We start from the raw sequence: 24,906 nt of genomic DNA, 5'->3' as shown, positions 1-24,906 counted from the left end.
AATTATAACACACTTATTTCAATGCCTCAAATTCCGTTTATTAATGGTCTCTTGAAGCAACTAAATCAGTTATTTCCAAAAGTAGGTTTGTATTCAACCCCGTCATGCCTAAATATTTCTTTGACAGGTTAATTTGTTTATGCAATGCTGCAGCTGCCCCTTCAAGTGTTAACAATTGCGGATAAGTACTTTTATGATTATTGGTATCACTTCCAACAGGCTTCCCAATTATTTGTTGATTCCCAACTAAATCAAGAATATCATCCTGAATTTGAAAAGCGATACCTAAATGATGTGCGAATGCTGAAAGGTTTTCTAATTGGTTTTGACTTGCACCTGCCATAATCGCCCCCGCAAGAACACTGAACTTAAGCAACTTTCCTGTTTTATGGATGTGTATATACTCAAGTTCTTCTAAAGTTAAGGATTTTCCTTCTCCTTCCATATCAGCCACTTGGCCGCCAACCATTCCTTCTGTTCCTGCAGCCTTTGCTAATTCAAGCACTAATCTTAGTTTCGTTGCATCTGATGCAATCTCAGGCGGTATTTTCCCTATTACCTCAAAACTATAAGTTAATAATGCATCTCCAGCTAATATAGCTATTGCATCACCAAAAACTTTATGATTTGTCGGCTTTCCTCTCCTTAGATCATCATTATCCATGCTTGGCAAATCGTCATGTATGAGGGAATATGTATGGATCATCTCAATAGCCGAAGCAGCAAGAAGCCCTTTTTGCGGCTCTACTCCAAATGCGTCTAAAGTAGCGAATAGTAATAGCGGGCGTATACGTTTGCCACCTGCTTCAAGGGAATAAATCATCGATTCCTTAATGATAGGAGGGGCATCAAGCTTATTAACCAGAATCCGAAGCTCCGAATCAAGCAGAAGTTTATGTTCGTGTGCAAATACATCTAGTAACCCGGTTCCCAAGTCTTATACCTCCTCGTCAATGGTAAAACTCTCTGTTCGACCGTCCTCCGTAATAATCTGTGTTAATTGGTCTTCAACACTTTTCAATTTATCGTGGCAAAGTTTAGACAACTCCATCCCTTCTTTATAGAAGCTAATTGCTTCTTCTAAAGGTACATCACCTTCTTCAAGCTTATCCACAATTTGCTCTAATTTAGTCATTGCATCTTCAAAGGATAGTTTATTTTCAGTCTTCACGTTTTTCGCTCTCCTTAATATTCTCAACTTTACAATATAGACTGCCATCTGTTAATTGAATCTGAACTTGCTCGTTCATATTCACTTGATGAATACTTTTTATCAGTCTGTTCTCTTCCGAATATGCTAAACTATAGCCACGTTCCATAATTTTTAAAGGGCTTAATGCCCCTAAGGTGGAAAGAATTCGTTCAAATTCAGTTTGTTTTTTTGAAAATACTTGGAGCATGGCACGTTTCATTTCTTTATTGGTAAGTTCTAATCGCTTATTTGCTTCCTGTAAAGATTGGCTAGGATGGTTTCTCTGTAAGCGTTTATGAAGAATTTCGTGTTGCCCTTTTTTAATTTGGGACAACCTAGACGCCCCGCGGACAAGCATTTCCGTTAGTTTATCAACCTGTTCTAGTTTTTGTTCATATAGTCGATGCGGATAACGAAAGGCATATGATTTCTGAACACGTGTTAACCGTTCTTTTTCTAACTGAAATTTTCCTTTCATTGTACGTAGAAGGCGAGTTTGCCGTTGCAAGACTCTTTCCATTAGCTCATCAATATGCGGAACAGCAAGTTCAGCTGCACCCGTTGGAGTCGGTGCACGTAAATCTGCGACAAAGTCAGCAATGGTAAAATCAGTTTCATGCCCAACGGCTGAAATGATAGGAATGTCTGAAGAAAAAATTGTACGTGCAACGAGTTCTTCATTAAAGGCCCACAATTCCTCGATGGAACCTCCACCCCGTCCAACAATTAACACATCTATTCCAGTCATGCTATTTGCTTTAGAGATAGCCTTAGCAATCGATGGTGCGGCATTTTCACCTTGTACGAGGGCAGGAAAGACAAGGATATTTGCAATGGGATATCGCCTTTTAATTGTTGTAATGACATCTCTAATAGCAGCCCCTGTGGGCGAAGTAATCACACCAATTGTTTTTGGATACAATGGTATCGTCTTTTTTGCTTCAAGTGCAAATAATCCTTCTGATTCAAGTTTTTGTTTAAGCTGTTCAAAAGCTAAAAACAATTCCCCAATTCCATCTGGAAGCATTTCTTTTATATAGATCTGATATTGACCACTTGGTTCATATACCGAAATTTCACCTTTTACGATAACTTTCATGCCGTTTTCTGGCGTGAATTTCATGGTCCGAGAGTGACTCGAAAACATAACGGCAAGAATACGGGCTTTTTCATCCTTTAAGGTAAAATACATATGTCCGCTCGAATGCTGTTTAAAATTTGAAATTTCACCTCTTACATGCACATCACGTAAATGCGGGTCTGCATCAAATTTTCTTTTTATGTACTTGGTTAGAGCATTCACAGTTAAATATCTTTGTTCCTGCATATGTAACTCCTTTTTTACCCAATATTAAAGAACACTTCGATTAGCGAAAAACAGTCCTTATCTAAAATAACAGATAAGGACAATTCCTACCTCTAATTGCGGTCAAGGCTTTCTGCAGCTGATTTTAGGGTATTATACATAAGCATCGTAATTGTCATCGGACCCACACCTTTAGGAACAGGTGTAATGTATCCGGCTTTTTCGGACACTTCAGCAAAATCAACATCACCACAAAGCTTTCCGGCTTCATTACGGTTAATACCTACATCAATGACGACAGCACCATCTTTTACATGCTCAGCTTTAATAAAGTTTGCTATCCCAACAGCAGCAATCAGGATATCCGCTTGATTCGTATGGAACTTTAAATCTTTTGTTTTCGAATGACAGTATGTAACAGTCGCATGCTGATTAAGGAATAATTGTCCAACCGGCTTGCCGACAATATTACTTCTCCCAACCACAACAACATGCTTCCCTGCTATTGAAATACCTGTCTCTTCTAGGAGGACCATAATTCCGTAGGGAGTACATGGAAGGAAGGCATTCTGCCCTGTCATCATTCTTCCAATATTTATTGGGTGAAATCCATCAACATCTTTAAATGGAGAAATCGATTCAATCACTTTTTTCTCATCAATATGTTTAGGAATAGGTAACTGCACTAAGATTCCGTGAATATTATTATCGTTATTTAACTCATCAATTTTTGACAGTAATTCCTCTTCGGAAATCTCCTCTGGCAATTCAATTAAAACAGAATTCATTCCAAGTTCTTTACAGGCTTTTTCTTTATTTGTTACATATGTCCTAGAAGCGTGGTTATTTCCGACTAGGATAACAGCAAGTCCAGGAGTTACCCCAAGTTTTTTTATCCTGCTAACTTCTTCAGCTATTTCCATTCTTTTCTTTTCTGCAATTTCTTTTCCATTAATAATTATTGCGGTCATTTTCTCTTCACCCTTTACTCTCCTAAATTCTCAATCCATTAATCGTTTAAAAGCTTATGTTTCACCTTTGAAAGCACACCATTAATAAACTTACTTGATTGGTCATCTCCATATATTTTTGCTATTTCGATGGCTTCATCTAAAATGACATTTTCCGGAACTTCCGTTCGGAAGAATTTCATTTCATAGGCAGCTATTCTTAATAAATTTCGATCAACTGTTGCCAAGCGGTCCATCGACCATTTTTCTAAATTATCACTGATTAAATTGTCAATTTCGGCTTTTTGCTCGATTACCCCTAGAACAAGTCTAGTTAGATATTCGTCACCCGCCTCTCCTTCCAATACATGTTCAATTGCGTCTGAAGGCTCAGTATTACTTATATCAATTTGAAAAAGTGCCTGCAGTGCCTTTTCCCTTGCTGTTCTTCTTTTCATTATACATTTAACTCCTTTAGAGAAATTAATTAAATTTTGTCTATTTTTCATACACATTAATAGTAATAATTCATGGAATAGGTTTCACATTAACGATAATAGCATAACTAAAAATGATTCGCACTCTAACCTTGTTATTTTTCCAATATGTAAGCACTTTTATTTATAACAATATTCCAGAAATAGAAAAACCAAAGGAATAAACTCCTTTGGTTTCCAAATTTTAGACTTCCGTGTCAATTATTTCTGGTTCAATCTTTTGGTTTTCAAATTGTATGCCTACCACATGAATGTTTACTTCCTCAGCATCTAGAGCAGTCATATTCAGCAATGCTTGCCGAATATTATCCTGAACTTTACTTGCCACAAATGGAATCGAGATTCCAAACTTCATCATACAATAAACATCAACTTTTATTCCTGACTCGGTGAGTTCTACTTTTACGCCTTTACCATGGTTTTTTTTCCCTAAGCGTTCAACTACACCTGTTGCGAAATTCCCACGCATCGCAGCAACACCTTCTACTTCAGAAGCAGCAATTCCTGCAATAACTTCAATCACTTCAGGAGCAATTTCAACTTTTCCGTGTCCGTTATTGCCTTGTTCCATTTCCAAGACACTAAACTCACTCATTCATTACACCTCCAAATTTTAATGGGACTTCATCACATCGTGCAATTCCAAGAATTTTGTATTAAAGCCGCCTTCTACAAATTTTTCATGATCGAGCAGTTTTAAATGGAATGGAATGGTTGTATGAATACCTTCTACAACAAATTCACTTAAAGCACGTTTCATTCTTGAAATTGCCTCTTCCCTGCTTGCGCCATATGCAATGACTTTCGCAATCATGGAATCGTAATATGGCGGAATCGTATACCCTGGATAAGCTGCTGAGTCAATTCGTACACCAAATCCACCTGGTGGAAGATACATGTTGATTTTTCCAGCGGACGGGAGAAAATTCTTTTCCGGGTTTTCGGCATTAATCCGACACTCGATTGCCCATCCAGTGAAAGTTACATCCTTCTGATTTAACTTTAATTTCTCTCCAGAAGCCACTCGGATTTGTTCTTTAATGAGATCTATCCCGGTGACCATTTCTGTTACAGGATGTTCCACCTGGATTCGGGTGTTCATTTCCATAAAATAAAATTTTCGATTGCGGTAGTCATATATAAATTCTACCGTGCCGGCACCTGAATAATCAACAGCTTTTGCAGCTTTTACAGCTGCATTTCCCATTTCTTCTCTTATTTCTCCATCTAATGCTGGTGATGGTGTTTCTTCAAGAAGCTTTTGGAGTCTCCGTTGAATCGAACAGTCTCTTTCTCCTAAATGAATGGTGTTACCATAGGAGTCAGCAAGGACTTGGATTTCAACATGACGAAAATCCTCAATATATTTTTCAATGTAGACACCAGGATTTCCAAAGGCTGTCATCGCTTCTTGCTGTGTGATACTTATGCCTTTTACTAATTCCTGTTCGTTCTTGGCAACGCGAATTCCTTTGCCGCCTCCGCCCGCTGTTGCTTTGATAATTACTGGATATTGGATTTTTTTTACAAGTTCAAGTGCCTCATCGATGTCGTTAATAATCCCAGTTGACCCTGGGACAATTGGAACACCGGCTTCCCGCATGGTTTCTCTTGCAATATCCTTTGTACCCATCTTTGTAATCGCTTCTGGGCTTGGACCGACGAATGTAATATTGCATTCCCGGCAAAGCTCTGCGAAATCAGCGTTTTCAGCTAAAAACCCATAACCTGGGTGGATAGCGTCACAAGCTGTTAACCTCGCTACACTAATAATATTTGTTACATTTAAATAACTGTCTTTTGATGAAGTTGGTCCTATGCAGTAGGCCTCGTCTGCCAGCTGAACATGTAATGCTTCTCGGTCTGCTTCAGAGAAAACAGCTACCGATTCAATTCCCATTTCACGGCATGCACGAATAATTCTAACTGCAATTTCCCCTCTGTTTGCAATTAACAGTTTTTTTATCATCCTGTTATCGCTCCTAACTTAAGGTTTTACTAAAAATAAAGGCTGTCCGTATTCTACTAATTGACCATTTTTAACAAGGATTTCAACAATTTCTCCGTCAATTTCTGCCTCAATCTCATTGAATAATTTCATTGCTTCAACAATGCATACAATGGAATCTTTTGTTACGTTCGATCCCTGTTTCACATAATTATCAGCGTCAGGAGTTGGTGAGGCATAGAAAGTCCCTACCATAGGCGATACAATTTTGTGAAGATTTGTTGTATCGGCTTGCTTTACTGTTTCTTGCTTTTGAACTTCCTGGCCTACTTCCTGAACGGCAACGGATGGTGTTGCAGTTTGAACGATTGGTGCTAATGGAGTTGGTACAGCTTCAATTACAGATGGAGCAGCACTAACTTGTGAAACATATGTAGCCGAAACATTTTTTTTCATTTTAATTTTTGAACCTTCGTTTTCATATACAAACTCATCAATACTAGATTGGTCCACCAATTTTATTAATTCGCGAATTTCTTGAACTTTTAACATTGAGTTACACCCCTCATACAACAAAATTATGACTAACTACTATAACTATACGATAATATCTAGTGAAAGTTCAATGATGTATATTATCACCATAGAAAATCCCACCCTCTGCCTTATACCTCTATCTTAATATTTTTATGAACAAAAGGGAATTTTGGACAGTGGATGTCTCACAACATATTATTTTACCCTATTTGAGGGTCCACAATCAAAAAAAAGGAAAGTCAGTGACTTTCCTTTTTGGTCGTAACTTATTTTGTTGGCTGGAATTCTACTGCTACATAATTGGTTTCACCAATTTCTTTTTTCACTTGTAAGATGATTTTATTTGCCTCAGTTGCGGAAGGCTTATTCTTAGATTTAACGGTAACTCTTACTTCCTCACCATCAGCTCTGACCAATGCATCTTCATAACCCATTGTTTTAATTAGGGTTTCAAGTATTTCTTCTTTTTGTGCTGTTTGATTCAATTTATCCATTTGGTCTTTTACCTTGCTGCGTTCGACAGCTGGAAGATCAGTTGAGGCAAGCTCAGTCGTTAAATCCTCTTGCTGTTGACTCCTTAGGTCATCTAACTTCATTCGAAGTTCTTCAAACTCTTGATCACCAGCAACGGTTGATACAATTGTTTTATCATCCTTAGCCTCTGTTTTGGTTGTTGTTGTTTTTGTTGTTGTTTTTCCTTTATTTTGTTCCTTGGCATCTTGCTGTATAGCTGCAAGATCATTACTCTTCTGCTCTGGTGAAGTAATGTAATATACAGATAATACTACAACTAAACTTAACATCGTTAATAACCAAACTGTTTGTTTTTTCAATAACATCTAAAAACACCCCTTTTATTTTTTAGGCATTACTGCTACGCGATGGCTTGGTACATCTAAGGCGCGTGTAACGGCTTCTACAATCCACTTTTTTACTTGAATATTGTCTGCGCCTTTCGCAACGACGAGAACACCTCGAATTTCAGGCTTTTTCGTTTCAACCACAATAGGAACCTCTTTTTCACCATCACGGATGATGACTAGTTGCTCATCTGTTGAGGCCTCTTGAACTTTACGTTCCCCGCCTTCTCGATCTGTTTCTTCTGTCGTTTGTGATTTGGAAACCCTATTTTTTTCTAGAACCTTTTTATCAGTTGAATCGATATTGACGACAACTGTAACATCCCTTACCCCTAACATTTGCTGGAGGGCTTTTTTAAGTTGATTTTCATATTTTTCCTCATATTCGGACACAGCCTTATTGCCTGAACTCTTGCTTTGACCAAAGGCAGGTACATCTTCGGCATTGACCTTATCACTGGCCGTAACCGGGATATCTGCTGAACTCTGGTTTTTTTTGAAAACAATATTGCCAACAAGCATAAAGGCTGCACCAATGCATAAAACAACAATCATATATTGGTATTTACCTGGCTTCTTTTCAGAATTCCCTTCGAATTTCAGCACCTTTTTAAGCCATGAAAATGGCCCCTGGTTTTTATTATCCATTTTTGTTATTACTCCCCCCTTCAATCGAAACTTCAACTGTTTTTTCGGTCACATTCCATTTTTGCGAAAGAAAAGCGGCTATTTTTTCAGTTTCTTCTGTTGAGCTTTTAGATGGAAGAGGTGTTTCTGTGTTAATTTCAACTTGTTTAATTGCTTCGACTGTCTTCACTTCATTTTCTGGTTGTTTCAGAAGAACCATAACCTTTTGGAGGTTTTCAGGGAATGCTTGGTCGCTTTCTTCATTTGTGGCAAGATCAATTTTCGCGATCTCCAATCCGTATTGTTCCATCAACTCCTCTTTCACGTCCTTTTCCAGTTGGACAGCCATTTCTTCTAAAATATATGCATGTTGTATGGCTTGTATTTCTTTTTTCTTCAAATCTATTGAATTTTTCATATTTTTTTCTCCAGGGGCTTGATATGAAGGGATAGATCCAAGTGCAGTTTCAAAATCCTTGGAGATCAATTTAAAGATTGGGGTTAGAATAATGGCAATTAAGAGGAGCCCCGTAACCATTTTCGTATATTTTTGCATACTTGAATTTGGGAGGAGCATATCAATTACCGTTGCTAATAAGATAAAGAGAATAATATTCGTTACCCACTCTATTAAAAAATCCATTTTTATCCCCCCTATCTTATCATCATCGTCAGATTTCCAGCTGCTACAATAACTGTTACACATAAAAAGAACATGAGTGACACAATACCCAGTGCAGCGAAAACATATATGACACTTTTACTAATAATATCTAGACAGGTAATGATTGGACCGCCGCCTAACGGCTGTAAAATTGCAGCAGCAAATTTATAAATAAAGGCAATCATTAATATTTTAATAGCCGGAAAGGCTACGATAATAAGTAAGATTCCTACCCCAGCAATACCTACCGTATTTTTTAATAGGACCGATGCACTAACGATCGTATCTGTAGCATCTGTAAACATCCTGCCGATTACAGGAATAAAATTTCCTGTTACAAACTTCGCTGTCCTGATTGTTATCCCATCAGAAACCGCAGCTGAAGCCCCTTGTACTGAGATAACACCAAGGAACACCGTTAAAAAGAGTCCCATTAGCCCAATACTCCAATTTCTTAGCAGCGCAGCTAATTGTGACACTTTATATTGCTCGGACATCGTACTCACAATACTCAAAAGTGTAGCTAGAAAAAGGAGAGGCAGAATGATGTACTGCATAAATAATCCGCTCATATTCATAAGAAATAAGACCACCGGATGAAAGAAGGCTGCTGAAATCAGGCCTCCTGATGCTGCAATTAATGCAAGTAAAAGTGGGACAAGAGCAAGCACAAACGAGACCATCGAACCGATTGCCTCATTTGTATAACTGATTGCGATATGGAAGCTATTTAGAGCAATAATGACTAACACCATATAAACAATCGAATAGGCAACTTTGCTAATGGCGCTTTTCTCGAAAGCATTTTGCATCGACTGAAGGAACATACTAAAAATGGTTAACATAATCAATGAACCTAGTAATTTACCGTTTGCAACAAATTCTTGAAAGGCAAATTTTACGATTCCCAATCCCCATTGCTTTAAAGAAAATTTTTTCTCACCACTAATGAAGTCATACAAACTGCCTTTTTGACTTTCTGGAAGGAATCCCCCATATTTATACTTGATGTCCTCCCAAAATTGTTTAAGTTCTGTGATATCGAGCGATTTGAGCTGTTCATCAACCAACTCCTGGGGGGAAAGCGGATTGGTTTGGTCTTTTCCCTCTTCAGCAGCTTGTACACTTGGAATCAATAAAAAAAAGAATACGAGAATGATAATAGGAATAAACTGCCATCGCTGCTTCAATTTCTTTAACACCTCTTTTTCAGGTATGTCATTAACTTGGAATAAGCTTGATGATTGTTTCTATTAAAACAGTTAAAATCGGAATAGCCATCGCAAGAATAATAATTTTTCCAGCTATTTCAATTTTGGAGGAGAGTGCTCCCTGACCTGCATCCTTGGTAATCTGGGCAGCAAATTCAGCTATATACGCAATTCCAATGATTTTAAGGATCGTTTCAATATAAACCATATTCACATTTGCATTCACTGCCAGTTTTTCAAGCATATGAATAATTTCATATATTTTATCTATTAAAAATAGAAATATGACACAGCCTACAAAGACGACTAAGAGAAAAGCAAAATTAGGCTTTTGTTCCTTTACAATTAATGCGAGAAAGGTTGCTACGAGTGATATGCCGACGATTTTTATGATTTCAATCTTAGGGCCCCTCCTTTCATTGAAATAGAAATACGGATTTAATTTTTTGAAAGAGATCATCCACAATGGAAGCTACCTGAAATAATATATAAATAAACCCAAACAGCGTGACCCACTGAGCGTATTCTTTTTTTCCCACTTGGTCCAAAACGGTATGCAAAAAGGCAACCACGATTCCCACACCGGCAATTTTAAATATGATATCCACTTCTAACCCCATTGCTTTTCCCCCTAAAATAATAAAATAATCAGTAATAATCCTGACAAAAATCCCAGGCTCTTTACCATTTTTTCGTATGTTGCTTGTGCTTGAATCGCTTCTGCCTCTTCTCTTTCTAGATGTGTCAGTGTCAGCATTATGTGTTTTTGCTGGGAGATACGATCATGCCGACCTAGGGTTTCCCCGAATTGCTTCATAATTTCAAATTCTCCCTGCTTTAATGCTGTGGAACTCCATATATCTCTTAAACTCGTTTCCCAGGCTTCTTTAACCGTTGTCTCAGTGTCTGTTAATTTCTTGGAAAAGGCTTCAAAAAAGGGCGAAAGTGGTTTGGATAATTGGTCGGCTAACCTTCGGGCCGCTTCATGTAACGGTGTATGACCGTACATGATTTCTGCTTCAAGTGATTGAAGTGCAGACCTTAATGCCCTGAGCTGTCTTGGTCGTTCACTAAAGCGTCTGGAAATCTCAAACCCAATCCAGGTTGTCGCGACAATTATGAAAACAGCACCTATAAGCTTAATCATTTATGTCACTCTCACTTTTTGATTCATTTCATTACCATTCGCATCTAAAATATGTGTAATTGTCCCCGGGCCCGATGACCTATCTAAGACAATAAAGCGTTGAAAAATTCTTTGTTCGAGAATATATCGTAGAGATGGTCTGTTCTTTACTTCTTCCATGCTCGTCCCATGTGTGGTCATCATCAAAGTGATTCCTGCATGAACAGCCTCTTGGATCGCCTCACTATCTTCTTTCCGTCCGATTTCATCAACTACCAATATATCTGGACTCATAGAACGGATCATCATCATCATTCCTTCAGCTTTCGGACAGGCATCTAATACATCCAAGCGGTCACCAAAGGTCAATTGCGGGATTCCATTAACACAACCAGCAATTTCACTTCGTTCATCTACAATTCCGACCTTACTTGACTCTATTCCCCTTACTCCGAATCCCGAGGAAGCAATTCTTGCAATATCACGTAGTAATGTTGTTTTACCTGTTTGGGGCGGTCCAATCACCATCGTATGCATCCATCTGGCTTGAAAGATGTATGGTATAAGCGGTTCTGCTATCCCTACCTTCTCTCTGGCAATCCGGATATTAAAAGAGGAAATATCTCTAATCGCCTTCACCTTACCACCCTCAAGAATTACCTTGCCTGCGAGTCCAATCCGATGTCCTCCAGAAACAGTTATAAAACCCTGCTTAAGCTCTTCTTCAAGTGTATAGATGGAGAAATGACTTATTTTATTCATTAGATGAATAGCATCTTCCGGTTGGATAATATAGGATAAAAATCTGGGTTTCCCTCTCATTGTTATTTCAATTGGTCGATTGATGCGAATACGAATTTCTTCTAATTCTTCTTTTAGGTTAGGAGGGATTTTGCTGATTAGGTCTGCTATTTTTTTAGGTAAAAAGTTTAGGATTTTTTCCACTAGTGCAACCTCCTCTTAATTGCATTTATCATTATTTAAAATGTATGCCTGCTTGGTCACATTATGACTTTCAAATCTGTCATTTCTTCTCAAATTCAATCCATATGGCTAGAAGTAAACTTTATATGTAAAAAGGGGAATTAATTTTCGGAATGTTTCTTAAAATGGGTCGTATTTTATAGGAAGGAAAAACCACGAAGGAGGAATTTAAAAGTGGACAATTACAATTACCCTCCCCATAATCGAAATGGACACTCTCAAAAGGGTCACTTCATTAAAGTATCAGGTGAGGGGGAAATAGCCGTACAGCCTGACTCGGCTTCAGTAAACCTAGGGATTATTACTGAAGGTAAGCAATTAATCACGGCGCAGCAACAGAATTCCGTTGAAGTGACAAAGGTAATCGACTCTCTCATTGCACTGGGCATAACTAAAAATCATATTCAAACCTTCGATTATCGAATTGAATCCGATTATGATTATGATCAAGGGAAACAAATATTTCGAGGCTATAAAATAACTCATATTTTGAAGGTAATAATTGATGACTTATCAATCATCGGAAAGGTTGTAGACACAGCTGTTCAGAACGGGGTAAACTACATCTCTAATGTTCAATTTACTGCAAAAAACAAGGAATTATTTTATCAGCAGGCTTTAGTTCTTGCAGTAAATAATGCCACTGAAAAAGCCAAAACGATTGCAAGCACACTAAATGTATCGTTAAATCCTACACCCATTCTAGTTGTCGAGGGAGGAAGTTCGGTTCAGCCTGTATTTACTCAGTCTGCCACTTTCATGAAAACTTCCACACCACTAGAACCCGGACAAATCATAGTCAAAGCAGAAGTAATCGTAGAATTTAAATTTAAGCCTTTAAATTAAAAAAGGATGGAGCCGATTTGTTGGTTCCATCCTTTTTTGTAGTTTAGTTATCATATTTCTTTGCCCAATTATATAATTGCATTTCTGTCACTGGTCCATTAAAATGCTCTCTTATTACCCCTTGTTTATCAATTACAAAGGTTTCAGGCTGGCCTGTCACATTATACATTTTCGAAACTTTAGCATTATAATCGAATAAATAATTCATTCCAGCTTTATTTTTCTCTGTTACTTTATTAATCTTATCCATGGTCTCCCCGCGATTAATCATAAGGAAGTTGTATTGATTCCCATATTCTTTTTGGAACGATTCTAGTTCCGGTAGCTCTTCCTTACACGGAGCACACCATGAGGCAAAATAATTCAATATTACAACTTCTCCCTTAAAATCACTGAGTTTGGTTGTACTTCCATCTAAATTTGGCAGTGAAAAATTATACGCTTTATCCCCTACATCTGTATGTTTGCCTTTTGTTACTAAACTATAACCAAAGAAACCGAACATACCTACAATAAGAATCAATACGAATAATTTAATGACCCGCTTGTTCATCGTATTTCCTCCTGACACCTCTAAGGTTCTATGCAAAAGGCCTGTTAATTCAACACAGGCCCTAAATTACATATTAATTATTTTTCTAGTTGTTTTAAGAATTCAATTTCTTTCTTCAGTTTTGTATGTCTCTTACCAAGTATTAGCATATATGAGAATATAACAACCCACGCCACTGAATACGCACCATACATAAATTCAAATCCCATGATTAATTCCTCCTATTTTTCCAAGTCTTCTCGTAATTTTTCTTTATACCGCTCAACTCTAAGTTTCATTTTTTCAAAGGAAACACCTTTATGAAGAAGGTAAGAATAAAGAATGGTAAATGCTGCAAGTGAAACAAACAGGGCTACTAACATGGTACCTTCAATACCTCCGCCTTTTTGGGAAGGTCCCTCACCAAATACTATTGGGTGGAATTTTGTTTGCCACCAGCGAATCGCGAAGAATACAATCGGAACATCAGCAAACCCGATAATTCCAAATACAGCAGCCAGCCTGGCTTTTTTATCCCAAACTCCATCCATCTGTCGTATCATAATGTAGGCTATATAGATGAAAAATAGAATCAACGTTGTAATTAACCGCGGTTCCCATACCCACCAAGTATTCCACGAAGATTTTGCCCAAATCGGACCTGTCGTTAAAACGATGATTGTAAACACCACACCAATTTCTGCAGAAATATAGGCATAGGTGTCAAATATTCTTTTTCGCTTGATTAAAAACAAAATACTAAATACAAATGTTACAAAGAATGCCATGAATGCAAGCCATGCAGAACTTACATGAAAATAAAAGATTTTTTGGGCCGCTCCCATCGTTACTTCTTCAGCCGCAAAGATAAAGATAAAATACAGGGCAACCAGCATAGATATAACTGTCGCACCAAATAAAATCTTTGACAGATCCAGGCTCTTTTTAACATTTATTTGAGTTCCAGGAAGTACTGCTTTCTCCCGTTCGAGATTCATACTCATCACTTAAACCTCCAGCACATAATCTATTAATAAGAAACAAACAACAAAGAAGATAACATCGTACGCTGTAACCAACTGGATCCAAGCCACGGCACTTGAAAATTTCTCCATGTTGGTTAGGATGATTCTTGTTGCTTGAACAACACCGATTAAGATGGGTGTCGTTATCGGAAACAGCAATAGCGGAAGCAGCATTTCGCTGCTTTTAGAATTGGCTGCTAATGCAGCAAGGAATGTACCAATGGCGATAAATCCAAAACTTCCCAAGAAAACTACTAAGATAAAATAAGGAATACTTCCATAGAATTTGAAATCAAACAATAGGAACAAAAATGGGATCGAAACAAGTTCTACGATCAGCATCATGGTAAAATTGGCTAAGAACTTTCCTAAATAAATGCTGGCTGCCTCCATTGGTGCCACCAATAATCCTTGCATCGTGTCATTCCGCTGCTCTGAAATAAACGACCGGTTTAGACCTAATATTCCTGCAAAAACGATAATAACCCAAATAACCCCAGGAATAACTGCTTTGGTTGTATTATTAGCAGGGTCAAAGGCAAAGCTGAAAACCACAATCACTAGACCAGCAAATATAATTTGTGTGACCATTATTTGCTTCGTTTTTAGCTCGGAATATAGATCCTTTTTAGCTAGTAAGAGGGCTGTTCGAAAAAGGTTCATGATACGCCCTCCACTAATTGCTCATATTTCTCAGAAACATATCCTAAGTTTTGATTTTCAATCCTAAAATCATCGACAATCTTTCCATTTTTAACAATAATAATCCTGTCGCAGATTTCAGCTGCTTGTTTAAAATCATGTGTTACCATCAAAGTAGTCGTCCCTTTTGCTTTCATAGAAAGGATCACATTGTTCAATATCCCAATAGCTCCTTGGTCCAACCCTGTGTGCGGCTCGTCCAATAAGAGTATTTCTGGTTCATGAACAATTGCCCGTGCGATAGCAATCCTTTGATTCATCCCGCGTGAGAAGTTCTTTACAGGTTCATTCAAAAAGAATGATAAGCCTACCTCTTTTACAAGCTCCGTTGCTCGTTGTTCAACATTTTTAACACCATATATATTTCCGAAGAAGACAATATTTTCTAACGGTGTGTAATGATCATAAAGCAAACTGGAATGGGGTAAATAACCCATTATTTTTTTTATTTTTATATGGTTTTTTTTCAAATCCATACCATTAACCTTGATCAGTCCTGATGTAGGTTTTATTAAGGTTGCCAGCACTTTAAGAAGTGTACTTTTCCCTGCTCCATTGGGTCCGAGTATGGCAACTGTTTCTCCTTTATTTATTAAGAGGTCTACACCACGCAAGATAAGTTTATTATCGGCTTGCTTCGTTAGCTTTTTTATTTCTATCATTTGCAGTCTCTCCCATCCCAGCTGCTACTCTACATAGTTACGCAGATTTAATTTTACTTGGACAAGATGTTGTTTATAAGCTTCAAGCTTTGCGTGGTATTCATCCTCTGAAAGCTTCCCATCACCGAAGGATTCTTCCAATTCTATGATCTTATCCATAATTGCTTTTTGCTTGGTCATTAATAGTTTAAATGCTTTCTCTTCCTTATCTGCTCCAAGACGTTCGTCTAGTATTCTTGCTTTCCTCCTAAAATAGATATAATAAGAGATTCCTGCAATGACAATCGCCACTAAAATAATCAAGAACACATGCGGGTTAAAGCGATGTAATGGGGATTGTGCCCAGATTCTTAAATGACCAGGATTATGGAAAGCAGGCGCTGTGTGTGTGACCGAACTATTATTTTCACTTTCACTAGTTGCTTCCGCCTTCTTGGTCTCATCTGCAGGTGGCTGAACATCTTTGTTATAAACCAGAGTAAACGCCTGGTTAGCCTTAAGTCCTTCAATACTATAGCCAAAGTAATTTTGGTCATCAAATTTGAAGCTGCCTTGACTTGTCGCTTCAGCGCCCTTTACTTCAATACTTCCTCTTCCTTCTGGAACGAGAATCTGCATCATTTGTACGGGATAGTCCGATTTTAAACTTATTACTTTCCCCTTTGCCATTCTATAGCTGTATGGCAATACCATCGTTTGATTGGCTGGAATTGGTGATGTTGTAATGAACCCCTTATCCATCTCTTTAAAAGCAATTTGATTATCTAAAAAGTTAAGATCTTCTGCACCTTCAGGAAGGGTTACATTTAAGACTGCTTCACTTTTTCCGTCACCTTTAAATTCTTGTCCAGCGGTATTTGTATAGTTAACCATATTCATCATATTCGTCCCACCGTCTTCTGTAGGACTAATCACGATATAATGCATATCAATTGAAACCTTTGAATCTGATGCCGCTAAACCATGAAATGGGATTAACAGCATCATCCCGAGGAAGAAAACGGTGATTTTTTTGATCACTTTCCTTCCCCCTTTTTGTTCTTATAGGTCTTCATCTGAGCTTCAATTTCTTTTTCCACTTCATCCATTAAATCTCTGTCGATATTCGTTTGCATTAATTCTTCTTCTTCCTTCATAATACTAGCAACTTCTGTCTCATATTGTTTCTTTAAATGCTTATAATCAGCGTGTGAGATTTTATCCATCTTGAACTCAAATTCTATTTCATTTAGAGTGGTCAAAAGTGCTTCTTTGGTAGCATTGATATCTTTCCCTTTGGAAGAAACCTGTATATACGTATCCCACTTAAATAAAGGTGATAAGATTAGAAATAGACAAGCAAGCGCTAAAATGGTTGTAAAAATCATCGAAATGACGGTGATATCTTGCATATTGTTCACATCCTAAAGATACTTTTTGCGTTCTTCATCAATGATGGAGGAAAGGATTTCTCCTTCTACTTCATCCTCGGGACTCTCGTATTCCGCCACATCTTCTTCTGTTCCTTTTTTCTTCACCCATTTACGGATGATAAAAAACACAGCAATTCCAGCAGCGCCTATTACAACAAACGGCAGGACCCAAGCGGTTAGACTAAAACCACTTTTCTCCGGTGAAGTTAATATCTCTTCCCCGTAAATATTGATGTAGTATTCACGTATTTTATCCTTATCCCATCCCTTATTCATCATCTCAACTAAGTCTGCTTTAAACTCAGTTGTTAGATTACATGTATTGGGATCACATTCATAATGATTCTGACCGCAGCCACATGTACAAGCGAATTGCTGAGCAACTGCTTTGAATTCGGCAGATTTATAGTCAATCTGTTTTGCAGCTTCCACGCGTAGGAATGATCCTTGAAAGATGGCCAAGAAAATGAGAAGCCCAATATAAATTTTATTTTTCATATTATGACACCTCTTTACGAACTCCTGTGTACCTCGGAGTTACATTTCCATATTTTCCATTCCAAACGGCAAACAGTGCACCAATAACAATCATGAAAGATCCAATCCACAACCAATTCATCATTGGATTAACCTTTACAACAAATGTAGCTTTTCCATCGTCTTCCCATGCGCTTAATACGATGTATAAGTCTTCCTTAAGCGAGGAAATAATGGCAACCTCAGAAGATGGCTGTTCCCAGTTCCCATAAAACACCTTTTCAGGCTGGTATGTGCCCAGCTTTTTACCATTTCTAAACACGGTTACATCGGCATAAACGATGTCATTAATTCCTTCTTTTTTCTGATCTAACCGGTCATAATTGATTCGATAATCTTGTAATTCAATTGACTTTCCTAAATCGACTGTTTTCATTGTTTGTAAATCATAGTTCTGTGAACCAATAATCCCCATTGTAATAAAGGCAATTCCAAGGTGTACGATATATCCTCCATATCTGCGTCGATTTCGTATCATTAAACGATAAAGGGCAACTAATGGAGATTCCTTGGTCATCTTCCTTCTTGCTTTCACACCTCTATAAAACTCTAAGAAATGAGTAATTAATAACAGACTGATAACTCCATAACCAATGACTGCCCAGGCCTTTTGAATTCCTAAAACTACCATTAAAATCATCGCTAGGATCGCTAGGATTGCCGGAATCATAAAGTTTTTCCTAAGATTTTTTACGGTAGATTTCTGCCAAGCAAGCAATGGACAAACCGCCATGATAAACATCATTGATAATAAAATCGGTGCTTCAACCTTATTAAAGAATGGAAGTCCAACCGTAACTTTTGTACCCCGGACTGCTTCCGATACTAACGGGAAAATGGTTCCCCAAAATACAGCAAATGCAGCCCCAACAAGTAATAAATTATTAACTAAGAAGCTGCTTTCTTTAGAGACAAAGGAGTTAAACTCACCTGCACTCCTTTTTAGCAGGTTGTAGCGGCTCATCAATACATAAAGCGCTCCAATCACCGCCACGCCCATAAAGATTAAGAAGTATAATCCTAGGTTTGAATTGGCGAAGGCATGGACAGATGTCAGTACCCCGCTTCGTACAAGGAAGGTACCAAATAAAGTAAGTGCATAGGAAACAATGATTAAGCTAATATTCCATATCTTTAACATGTTTTTTCGTTCTTGAATCATGACGGAGTGCAAGAATGCAGTAGCCGTTAACCACGGCATAAAGGAAGCATTTTCAACTGGATCCCATGCCCAGTATCCGCCCCATCCCAGTTCAACATAAGCCCATTGCCCGCCAAAGATATTACCCAGACTTAAAAATAACCAAGCAATAATCGTCCACCGTCTTGTCATTTTAATCCAGAAATCATCAACATTTTTTAAGATCAGTGCAGCCATCGCAAAGGCAAATGGTATGGCAAGACCAACATATCCTAAATAAAGTGTGACTGGATGTATAATCATACCAGGGTTTTGAAGCATTGGATTTAAACCCTTACCTTCGATTGGAATCTCATCTAATAGAATGAAAGGTTTTGCTACAAAGCCTAGAATAAAGAAGAAGAAAACCGCATTTGCTAGTAAGATGGCAGAAATATATGGGACCATTGGGTTCCCCTTCAACTTCCGTGAGAAAGCAATCATACAGGTATATAGAGTTAAGAAAAACGTCCACAATAACAACGAACCGGCATTACCCGCCCATAGTGCGGTCAGCTTATAGATGATAGGGAGTTCACTGCTTGTATAATCATGAACATATTCATATTGAAATTGAGACGTTGCTAAAAGGTAGAACAATGATAGCATTGCAAGTGAGGAACAAACTAATAATGCAATTAATCCGCCTTTACCACTGTTAACGTATTTTTGATTTTTCTTGCTAATCCCCAACGTGATAATAAGAAGAGAATAAATCGCAATGGCTAAGCCTATATAAATTGTTGCATTGGCAAATAAATACATTTCGTCACCTTCTTAAGTTAGCCTGTTATTTTTCTTTCGGTGTTTTATTTAACTTATCTTTATGTGTCTCAGGGTCGTATTCCTTGATGTCTTTTCCTTCATATTTTGACGGACATCTTGTTTTTACTGTTTCTGCAACGAATGTGTTCTTTTTGGTTGGTGCTCCTTGGAGGATTGTTATGACACCTTCTGAGAAATTATCCGGCTTAGTTCCATTGTGAATGACGTGCATTACATTACCATCGTTATCTTTTACATCAAATTTTAATTCAATTTTGTTTGCATCCCATTTAATCGAGTCTTCAATTAATAAACCCTCAACTGTAACAAAATCATCTTTATGTTGTTCTTGAGTAGCCAATAGTTCTTTCATTGTTAGTTCGACTCCACTTGACCCAGGAGTTGCTGCCATCAATAGGAAAACAATGGCACCCGCAATAATAAACCCACCAAGCATGACAATCGTATTTTTTTTCATTCTATTCACCTCATTAGATTAATTTTTTCATTTCCTCTTCGTACATTTCTTGATCAATCTTTCCTGTTAACAGCTTTTTGCGTAATTCTTTCTTTTCCTCAGAATTTGCGATTTTGTTGTCCTTTTTTGCCGTTTGAGTTTGTTTCTTTGGTTGTGTTTTAGTTTGTTTGGTAACCTTAGACGCTGATCGAGAATTTCCTTTTAAGCCCAGGAATACAAAGAGCCCTGCTATAACAATCGCTATTCCAATGATTGCTGCACCACCAAGTCCGATAATTGGACGGTTGGAAGTACTGGTAGTTCCACCATTTTTAACCACTTGATCAGTTGCAGTTACTCCACTATGGTTTTCATCGTTTGGCGGCTGCTGTTTGTTTATTGCTTCCATCGTAGATTCCGTACCATCTTTTTTATATGAGAAGGAGTATTTTAAGCCTGCATCAGCTTTTACATTTTTGTATTGGTAGTAATAAAGCTCTTCTCCATATTCATTTTTCGAATTGTTCTCGGCCTTTGGCTCAATTTTTATTTCTTTAGCATCCATGGGAGCATAAAAAATTACATCTAAAAGATCGATATTAGCTTTATTTTTAAGCTCATATGTAAAAGTCTTGTTGTCCTTAACATTTATCGATTTTGTATAGTACTCAATAACAAATTCGTAAGTTTCATTATTCTTAATCGCCTTAGCTGGCTTCCAAGTAATAAGTCCTTTTTCTTTATCAACATCATACGGACGCTGAACTTCAGGCTTATCTTTTTCAGGAAATTCTGCTACCAAGAAGGCTTCAAAGCCTTTATCCATTGCTGGAACGGCAATCTCAATCTTCCCATCATAATCTTGACCACTTTTATTGGTAATGGTTCCGTATTGACCAACTAATAAGGACGGAATATCACGTGACCAACCTTCAGGATAATCAAACTCTGGCATTACTTGAATCTGCATTTCCTTAAAAGGAAATTTTTCTGCCTGAAAGGCTGTTTCAGCACCAGCCTTCGGGGTGATGAAATTCGTTAGAAATGATGTGATTACAAATAATGCCAGCCACTTTTTCTTTAGCATCTTAATCCTCCTTGACTTGAAGAAAATACTATTTTTTACTATAGTCCTCTTTGAAATAAATATAATCTTTATCCGAACTTATTTGTTGAATCACTCTTGAACATTTTGTTAAAGGATATAAATCGTTGCGTTTTCGTCAAAAAACCACCACAAAATGTTCACATTTGGTCCATCATGCAAAAAAGACCTGAATCCACTTGATAGATTCAGGTCTTACAACTATATTCCATTTATTACTTCTCTAACGATCGGATATAAGTAACAATATCGCTAATATCCTTTTCTTTCAGTTGGCGGGCACCTTCTAAACCCTTTAATGATGGGCCCATCCGTGTTTCTTCACGACCATATGCAGCATCAATCCATATTTGTTTATCAGTAGTGTATTTCAAATATTGTGGATTAGAAAGCGCCGTTCCCATTTTCTCCTTACCAATACCAGCTTCACCATGGCAGTTAAGGCAATATAAGTTAAATTGCGCCCTCCCACGCTCTGGATCACCAGATATTGTTTTTGGGACATCATATTCAATTTCCTTTGTTTGCCAGTCTCTTATAAAAGCAACAAGATTCTTTAAGTCCTTGTCTGATAATCTTGGGCCGTAGGCAGGCATAACTGTGCCTTCTCTTCCATGCTTCATATAATTATATAGGTCTTTATCGGATACATTGCTTAAAAAATTCTGGCTATTTAAGGCCGTTCCAGTTTTTGAGCCTTCTCCTTTTCCTGTCTCACCGTGACAAGAGATACAATTTTTATTGTATATTTTCTCACCTGCAGCAATAGCCTCTGACTTCTTGCTATCAAAAATGCCACTATTACTAATACAGACAATAATGCCAATAATAATCAAAATATAAAATCCGATTAATATTTTCTTCATGGGTTACCCTTACTTAGGTTCGGGCGTTGGGGTTGGCTCCCCAATATCTTCATATTTACCTGTAATTAATTGATAAATTTTATTAGGACTCTTTCCACTAAGATGCATCTCAACTGCATCTCTGGCTATATCGATGCAAGTGTCGCAAGATATTCCGTGAGAATCCCACTCTGTCACTATATTATTTCCACCAACCTGTTTTACAAAGCAATCTAAATTGCTCTTATGTCCTTCAACAACGCACCCACAATAGCAAGGAACCGAAGCTACGACTTCTGGATAAGTTGCAGCCATAACATAAGTTTCATTAATCTTTTCAGATGTATTCAGAACAAAATCAGGTAATGGCGAATGTTTTTTATCAAGTTTCCAAGTTTCATCACTTAGTTTGGAACTGCAGCCAGCTGCAACAATGGCAAACAAAATCCCAAGGAACAAGAGAGATGTAATTCGTTTCAATATCTGTTGCCCCCCTTCCTTATAGTTTTAAATACTCTTTTAGTTTAGCAAAAAGAAATTAGTCAAAAAGTAACTAAATCTTACTATTTCGTGAAGTTTTTTAAGTAGTTTAAGTTATTAACTTTTTCCTCATCACTTATTCATCCTTTATTACATATTCATCATATCGTGACTAGAAGTTGAACCGGTACCAAGCGATGGGTCAATCATCCCAAATATCATTGCGATGTGAGCAACTACTAAAAAAATACTTACAAAGATGGCATGAATTTTCAGCTTATCTTCCTCCGATTTATTTCTATAAATAATTCCTAAATCAAGCAGTGCCATGCCAAGGAATGGAATAATTCCTAGTAAATAAAAAGTAACAGCTACAACGTCAATCCAACCTTTCCACTCCCCATTTACAGTTAATGGAATGTAAGCTGTTTTCATAAGGTAAATAAATATTCCTGTAAAATAAAAGCCTGCAAAGATTCCTGTTACTTTATTCAATTTTTTTAGTGCGCCATCTAATTTTCTTGTAAACAATATCGCTATTTCCGAAATCGCAAGGATTTCTGCACAAATGACTGGAACCGCCATAAAAATTAATAAATTCCAAGGTTGATTGTCTGCTAATAATCCCATATAATGCGTCATATTCATATTCATCTTCTCCTTTAATTTTTCTACATCCTTAATGTAGTGAAAAAGTGTGCAGAAACTTAGGAGAAATTATGGAGAAATTGTTAAAAAAAAGCCTTAATCCGACAATTTTCGGATTAAGGCTTTTATAATAATTATGCACGAGAAACGTATGAACCATCAGAAGTGTTAATAATTAATTTATCACCTTGATTGATAAAGAATGGCACTTGAACATTAAGTCCTGTTTCAAGGGTAGCATTTTTAGTACCTCCAGAAGATGTGTCTCCCTTAATTCCAGGTTCAGTTTCAGCTACTTCTAAAGTAACGTTATTTGGTAATTCGACCCCTAGGGTTTCATAGTTAAACATCATAATGTGTACTTCCATGTTTTCTTTTAAGAACTTTAATTCATATTCAATGTTTGCTGCTGGTAATTCTACCTGCTCATAAGATTCCATATCCATAAACACGTGATTATCGCCGCTTGCATATAGGTATTGCATTTTACGATTATCAATTTGTGCTTTCTCTACTTTTTCACCTGCACGAAACGTTTTTTCTTGAATGGCACCATTACGTAGGTTACGAAGTTTGGAACGAACAAACGCCGCACCCTTACCTGGCTTTACGTGTTGGAAATCGAGAACACGCCATAGGCCTCCATCGACTTCAATCGTTAATCCTGTTTTAAAATCATTTACAGATATCATGTTAAAATCCTCCTAAAATCGTTACAGTATTATTAGTTCTTTTGTAGAATGTGTAAGTGCTTCGTTATGGTCCTTTGTAATCAACGTATCATCTTCAATTCGTACACCGCCGAGACCTGGGATATAAATGCCTGGTTCACATGTTACCACCATTCCAGGTTCTAGAACGACATCTGATTTCATCGACAATCCAGGACCCTCATGAATCTCAAGTCCAATCCCGTGTCCAGTTGAATGGCCAAAGTATTCACCATAACCTTTTTCTGTTATGTAATCTCGTGTGATTGCATCTGCTTCCTTACCGGTCAATCCTGGTCTGATTCCCGCCATCCCACGTAATTGGGCTTCAAGAACAATTTCATAAATCTCTTTAAGCTTGGCATCTGGCTCGCCAACTGCCACAGTTCTTGTAATATCAGATACATAACCATTGTAATAACATCCATAATCCATTGTTACAATATCTCCAGCCTCAATAACTTTGTCACTTGCCACACCATGAGGAAGTGCAGAGCGATGACCTGAAGCAACAATCGTATCAAATGAAGAAGATGTAGCACCAGCTCTTCTCATAAAAAACTCTAACTCATTCGATACTTCTAATTCCGTTTTTCCTGGACTAATGAAGTCTAAAATGTGTTTAAATGCAGCATCAGCAATATCAGCTGCCACCTTTAATATCTTAAGCTCTGAATCCGTCTTTATCAAGCGTAACTTTTCAATTACTCCGGAAATCGGAACAAGTTCAGCTTCCATTTCCTTATCATATAATTTAAAAGAGGAAAACGTTAGAAAATCGGCTTCAAATCCAAGCTTTTGAATGCCAAGTTTCTTTACTTGCACCGCTACCTCCTCAGGGATAGATCCTGTAGTCTTTATAATCTCAAATCCTTGACATTGTTTTGTTGCTTGTTCAATATAGCGGAAATCTGTAAGAAATTGCGCTTTATCTGCACTAATTAAAACAACACCTGCGGTACCAGTAAAGTTAGATATATACCTTCGATTAAATGGACTTGTGATCAAGATTCCATCTATTCCATTTGTTGAAAAATTAGATCTCAATTTTTCTATTTTTTCCATGATATTCTCCACTCTCCTTTTCAAATCAAATGA

33 protein-coding genes are annotated in these 24,906 nt (G+C 37.4%); 1 reads left to right on the top strand and 32 read right to left on the bottom strand.

Annotation, left to right across the window (positions count from 1 at the left end):
* Positions 1-40 precede the first annotated feature (40 nt).
* The 16 genes from BR30_RS0102690 to spoIIIAA form a co-directional block, all read right to left on the bottom strand.
* Positions 41-934, bottom strand: a complete 894-nt coding sequence (locus tag BR30_RS0102690; protein WP_026563642.1) for a polyprenyl synthetase family protein — start codon at positions 932-934, stop codon at positions 41-43.
* A 3-nt stretch (positions 935-937) separates the two neighbouring features.
* Entirely contained in the window at positions 938-1,219 is a 282-nt protein-coding gene (locus tag BR30_RS0102685; protein ID WP_051633434.1) for an exodeoxyribonuclease VII small subunit, read from the bottom strand.
* Positions 1,161-2,519: an exodeoxyribonuclease VII large subunit gene (gene xseA / locus BR30_RS0102680; protein WP_026563640.1), complete on the bottom strand. Its 1,359-nt coding sequence runs from the start codon at positions 2,517-2,519 to the stop codon at positions 1,161-1,163. Before xseA ends, BR30_RS0102685 begins: the two co-directional genes overlap by 59 nt.
* A gap of 92 nt (positions 2,520-2,611) precedes the next feature.
* Positions 2,612-3,469: a bifunctional methylenetetrahydrofolate dehydrogenase/methenyltetrahydrofolate cyclohydrolase FolD gene (folD, locus tag BR30_RS0102675; RefSeq protein WP_026563639.1), complete on the bottom strand. Its 858-nt coding sequence runs from the start codon at positions 3,467-3,469 to the stop codon at positions 2,612-2,614.
* Positions 3,470-3,507: 38 nt separating this feature from the next.
* Positions 3,508-3,906 (bottom strand): transcription antitermination factor NusB, encoded by a 399-nt coding sequence (nusB, locus tag BR30_RS0102670; RefSeq protein ID WP_026563638.1) that lies wholly within the window; start codon positions 3,904-3,906, stop codon positions 3,508-3,510.
* Between the two features lie 223 nt (positions 3,907-4,129).
* Complete coding sequence (locus BR30_RS0102665) at positions 4,130-4,540, bottom strand: Asp23/Gls24 family envelope stress response protein (RefSeq protein WP_026563637.1); 411 nt, start codon at positions 4,538-4,540, stop codon at positions 4,130-4,132.
* Positions 4,541-4,558: 18 nt separating this feature from the next.
* Positions 4,559-5,914, bottom strand: coding sequence for an acetyl-CoA carboxylase biotin carboxylase subunit (accC, locus tag BR30_RS0102660; RefSeq protein ID WP_026563636.1), 1,356 nt, complete (start codon positions 5,912-5,914; stop codon positions 4,559-4,561).
* A gap of 18 nt (positions 5,915-5,932) precedes the next feature.
* Positions 5,933-6,445, bottom strand: a complete 513-nt coding sequence (accB, locus tag BR30_RS0102655; protein ID WP_026563635.1) for an acetyl-CoA carboxylase biotin carboxyl carrier protein — start codon at positions 6,443-6,445, stop codon at positions 5,933-5,935.
* 251 nt (positions 6,446-6,696) lie between these two features.
* The gene (locus tag BR30_RS0102650; RefSeq protein WP_026563634.1) at positions 6,697-7,269 is read right to left on the bottom strand and encodes a SpoIIIAH-like family protein; all 573 of its coding nucleotides are present in this window, start codon (positions 7,267-7,269) and stop codon (positions 6,697-6,699) included.
* A 15-nt stretch (positions 7,270-7,284) separates the two neighbouring features.
* Positions 7,285-7,938 (bottom strand): stage III sporulation protein AG, encoded by a 654-nt coding sequence (gene spoIIIAG / locus BR30_RS0102645; RefSeq protein WP_026563633.1) that lies wholly within the window; start codon positions 7,936-7,938, stop codon positions 7,285-7,287.
* Positions 7,931-8,560, bottom strand: coding sequence for a stage III sporulation protein AF (gene spoIIIAF / locus BR30_RS0102640; RefSeq protein ID WP_026563632.1), 630 nt, complete (start codon positions 8,558-8,560; stop codon positions 7,931-7,933). Before spoIIIAF ends, spoIIIAG begins: the two co-directional genes overlap by 8 nt.
* An 11-nt stretch (positions 8,561-8,571) precedes the next feature.
* Positions 8,572-9,771: a stage III sporulation protein AE gene (gene spoIIIAE, locus BR30_RS0102635; protein WP_026563631.1), complete on the bottom strand. Its 1,200-nt coding sequence runs from the start codon at positions 9,769-9,771 to the stop codon at positions 8,572-8,574.
* A 31-nt stretch (positions 9,772-9,802) separates the two neighbouring features.
* Entirely contained in the window at positions 9,803-10,252 is a 450-nt protein-coding gene (gene spoIIIAD, locus BR30_RS0102630) for a stage III sporulation protein AD (RefSeq protein WP_081825328.1), read from the bottom strand.
* A complete protein-coding gene (gene spoIIIAC / locus BR30_RS0102625; protein WP_007084610.1) occupies positions 10,209-10,412 on the bottom strand; it encodes a stage III sporulation protein AC in 204 nt (67 codons plus the stop codon). Before spoIIIAC ends, spoIIIAD begins: the two co-directional genes overlap by 44 nt.
* Before the next feature lie 11 nt (positions 10,413-10,423).
* Positions 10,424-10,939 carry a stage III sporulation protein SpoIIIAB gene (gene spoIIIAB / locus BR30_RS0102620; RefSeq protein WP_026563629.1) on the bottom strand — a complete coding sequence of 172 codons (516 nt, stop codon included), beginning with the start codon at positions 10,937-10,939 and terminating at the stop codon, positions 10,424-10,426.
* Positions 10,940-11,863: a stage III sporulation protein AA gene (spoIIIAA, locus tag BR30_RS0102615; protein ID WP_026563628.1), complete on the bottom strand. Its 924-nt coding sequence runs from the start codon at positions 11,861-11,863 to the stop codon at positions 10,940-10,942.
* 213 nt (positions 11,864-12,076) lie between these two features.
* Between spoIIIAA and BR30_RS32565 the strand changes: the two genes are divergently transcribed.
* A complete protein-coding gene (locus BR30_RS32565) occupies positions 12,077-12,748 on the top strand; it encodes an SIMPL domain-containing protein (RefSeq protein ID WP_051633433.1) in 672 nt (223 codons plus the stop codon).
* A 43-nt stretch (positions 12,749-12,791) separates the two neighbouring features.
* Here BR30_RS32565 and BR30_RS0102605 read toward each other — a convergent pair whose 3' ends face one another.
* The 16 genes from BR30_RS0102605 to BR30_RS0102530 all read right to left on the bottom strand — a co-directional run bounded on the left by BR30_RS0102605 (position 12,792) and on the right by BR30_RS0102530 (position 24,873).
* The gene (locus tag BR30_RS0102605) at positions 12,792-13,301 is read right to left on the bottom strand and encodes a TlpA family protein disulfide reductase (protein WP_035444959.1); all 510 of its coding nucleotides are present in this window, start codon (positions 13,299-13,301) and stop codon (positions 12,792-12,794) included.
* A 77-nt stretch (positions 13,302-13,378) separates the two neighbouring features.
* Positions 13,379-13,510 (bottom strand): CcmD family protein, encoded by a 132-nt coding sequence (locus BR30_RS35610; RefSeq protein WP_081825327.1) that lies wholly within the window; start codon positions 13,508-13,510, stop codon positions 13,379-13,381.
* Positions 13,511-13,522: 12 nt separating this feature from the next.
* The gene (locus tag BR30_RS0102595) at positions 13,523-14,284 is read right to left on the bottom strand and encodes a cytochrome c biogenesis protein (protein ID WP_081825326.1); all 762 of its coding nucleotides are present in this window, start codon (positions 14,282-14,284) and stop codon (positions 13,523-13,525) included.
* Between the two features lie 3 nt (positions 14,285-14,287).
* Entirely contained in the window at positions 14,288-14,968 is a 681-nt protein-coding gene (locus BR30_RS0102590; protein WP_026563625.1) for a heme exporter protein CcmB, read from the bottom strand.
* Positions 14,965-15,669 (bottom strand): ABC transporter ATP-binding protein, encoded by a 705-nt coding sequence (locus tag BR30_RS0102585; protein ID WP_026563624.1) that lies wholly within the window; start codon positions 15,667-15,669, stop codon positions 14,965-14,967. The genes BR30_RS0102590 and BR30_RS0102585 overlap by 4 nt, the downstream gene beginning before the upstream one ends.
* Before the next feature lie 24 nt (positions 15,670-15,693).
* Positions 15,694-16,689 (bottom strand): hypothetical protein, encoded by a 996-nt coding sequence (locus tag BR30_RS0102580; protein WP_026563623.1) that lies wholly within the window; start codon positions 16,687-16,689, stop codon positions 15,694-15,696.
* On the bottom strand, positions 16,686-17,060 hold the full coding sequence (locus BR30_RS0102575; protein WP_026563622.1) for a hypothetical protein: 375 nt from the start codon (positions 17,058-17,060) through the stop codon (positions 16,686-16,688). The genes BR30_RS0102580 and BR30_RS0102575 overlap by 4 nt, the downstream gene beginning before the upstream one ends.
* 12 nt (positions 17,061-17,072) lie before the next feature.
* On the bottom strand, positions 17,073-17,579 hold the full coding sequence (locus BR30_RS0102570; protein ID WP_026563621.1) for a cytochrome c-type biogenesis protein: 507 nt from the start codon (positions 17,577-17,579) through the stop codon (positions 17,073-17,075).
* Position 17,580: 1 nt separating this feature from the next.
* A complete protein-coding gene (locus BR30_RS0102565; RefSeq protein ID WP_026563620.1) occupies positions 17,581-19,563 on the bottom strand; it encodes a heme lyase CcmF/NrfE family subunit in 1,983 nt (660 codons plus the stop codon).
* Positions 19,564-19,588: 25 nt separating this feature from the next.
* On the bottom strand, positions 19,589-20,041 hold the full coding sequence (locus tag BR30_RS0102560) for a cytochrome c maturation protein CcmE (protein WP_026563619.1): 453 nt from the start codon (positions 20,039-20,041) through the stop codon (positions 19,589-19,591).
* A gap of 13 nt (positions 20,042-20,054) precedes the next feature.
* On the bottom strand, positions 20,055-21,107 hold the full coding sequence (locus BR30_RS0102555; protein ID WP_026563618.1) for a hypothetical protein: 1,053 nt from the start codon (positions 21,105-21,107) through the stop codon (positions 20,055-20,057).
* Positions 21,108-21,340: 233 nt separating this feature from the next.
* Positions 21,341-21,991: a c-type cytochrome gene (locus BR30_RS0102550; RefSeq protein WP_026563617.1), complete on the bottom strand. Its 651-nt coding sequence runs from the start codon at positions 21,989-21,991 to the stop codon at positions 21,341-21,343.
* A gap of 9 nt (positions 21,992-22,000) precedes the next feature.
* Positions 22,001-22,450: a PCYCGC motif-containing (lipo)protein gene (locus tag BR30_RS32560; protein WP_051633432.1), complete on the bottom strand. Its 450-nt coding sequence runs from the start codon at positions 22,448-22,450 to the stop codon at positions 22,001-22,003.
* A 150-nt stretch (positions 22,451-22,600) separates the two neighbouring features.
* On the bottom strand, positions 22,601-23,098 hold the full coding sequence (locus BR30_RS0102540) for a DUF6803 family protein (protein ID WP_026563616.1): 498 nt from the start codon (positions 23,096-23,098) through the stop codon (positions 22,601-22,603).
* A gap of 134 nt (positions 23,099-23,232) precedes the next feature.
* The gene (gene efp, locus BR30_RS0102535; protein WP_026563615.1) at positions 23,233-23,790 is read right to left on the bottom strand and encodes an elongation factor P; all 558 of its coding nucleotides are present in this window, start codon (positions 23,788-23,790) and stop codon (positions 23,233-23,235) included.
* Between the two features lie 21 nt (positions 23,791-23,811).
* The gene (locus BR30_RS0102530; RefSeq protein ID WP_026563614.1) at positions 23,812-24,873 is read right to left on the bottom strand and encodes a M24 family metallopeptidase; all 1,062 of its coding nucleotides are present in this window, start codon (positions 24,871-24,873) and stop codon (positions 23,812-23,814) included.
* Positions 24,874-24,906: the final 33 nt, after the last annotated feature.

The organism is Bacillus sp. UNC41MFS5 (genome assembly GCF_000686805.1).
Note: the sequence above shows the minus strand (reverse complement) of the source record. Positions and strands in the feature narration are given on the sequence as shown.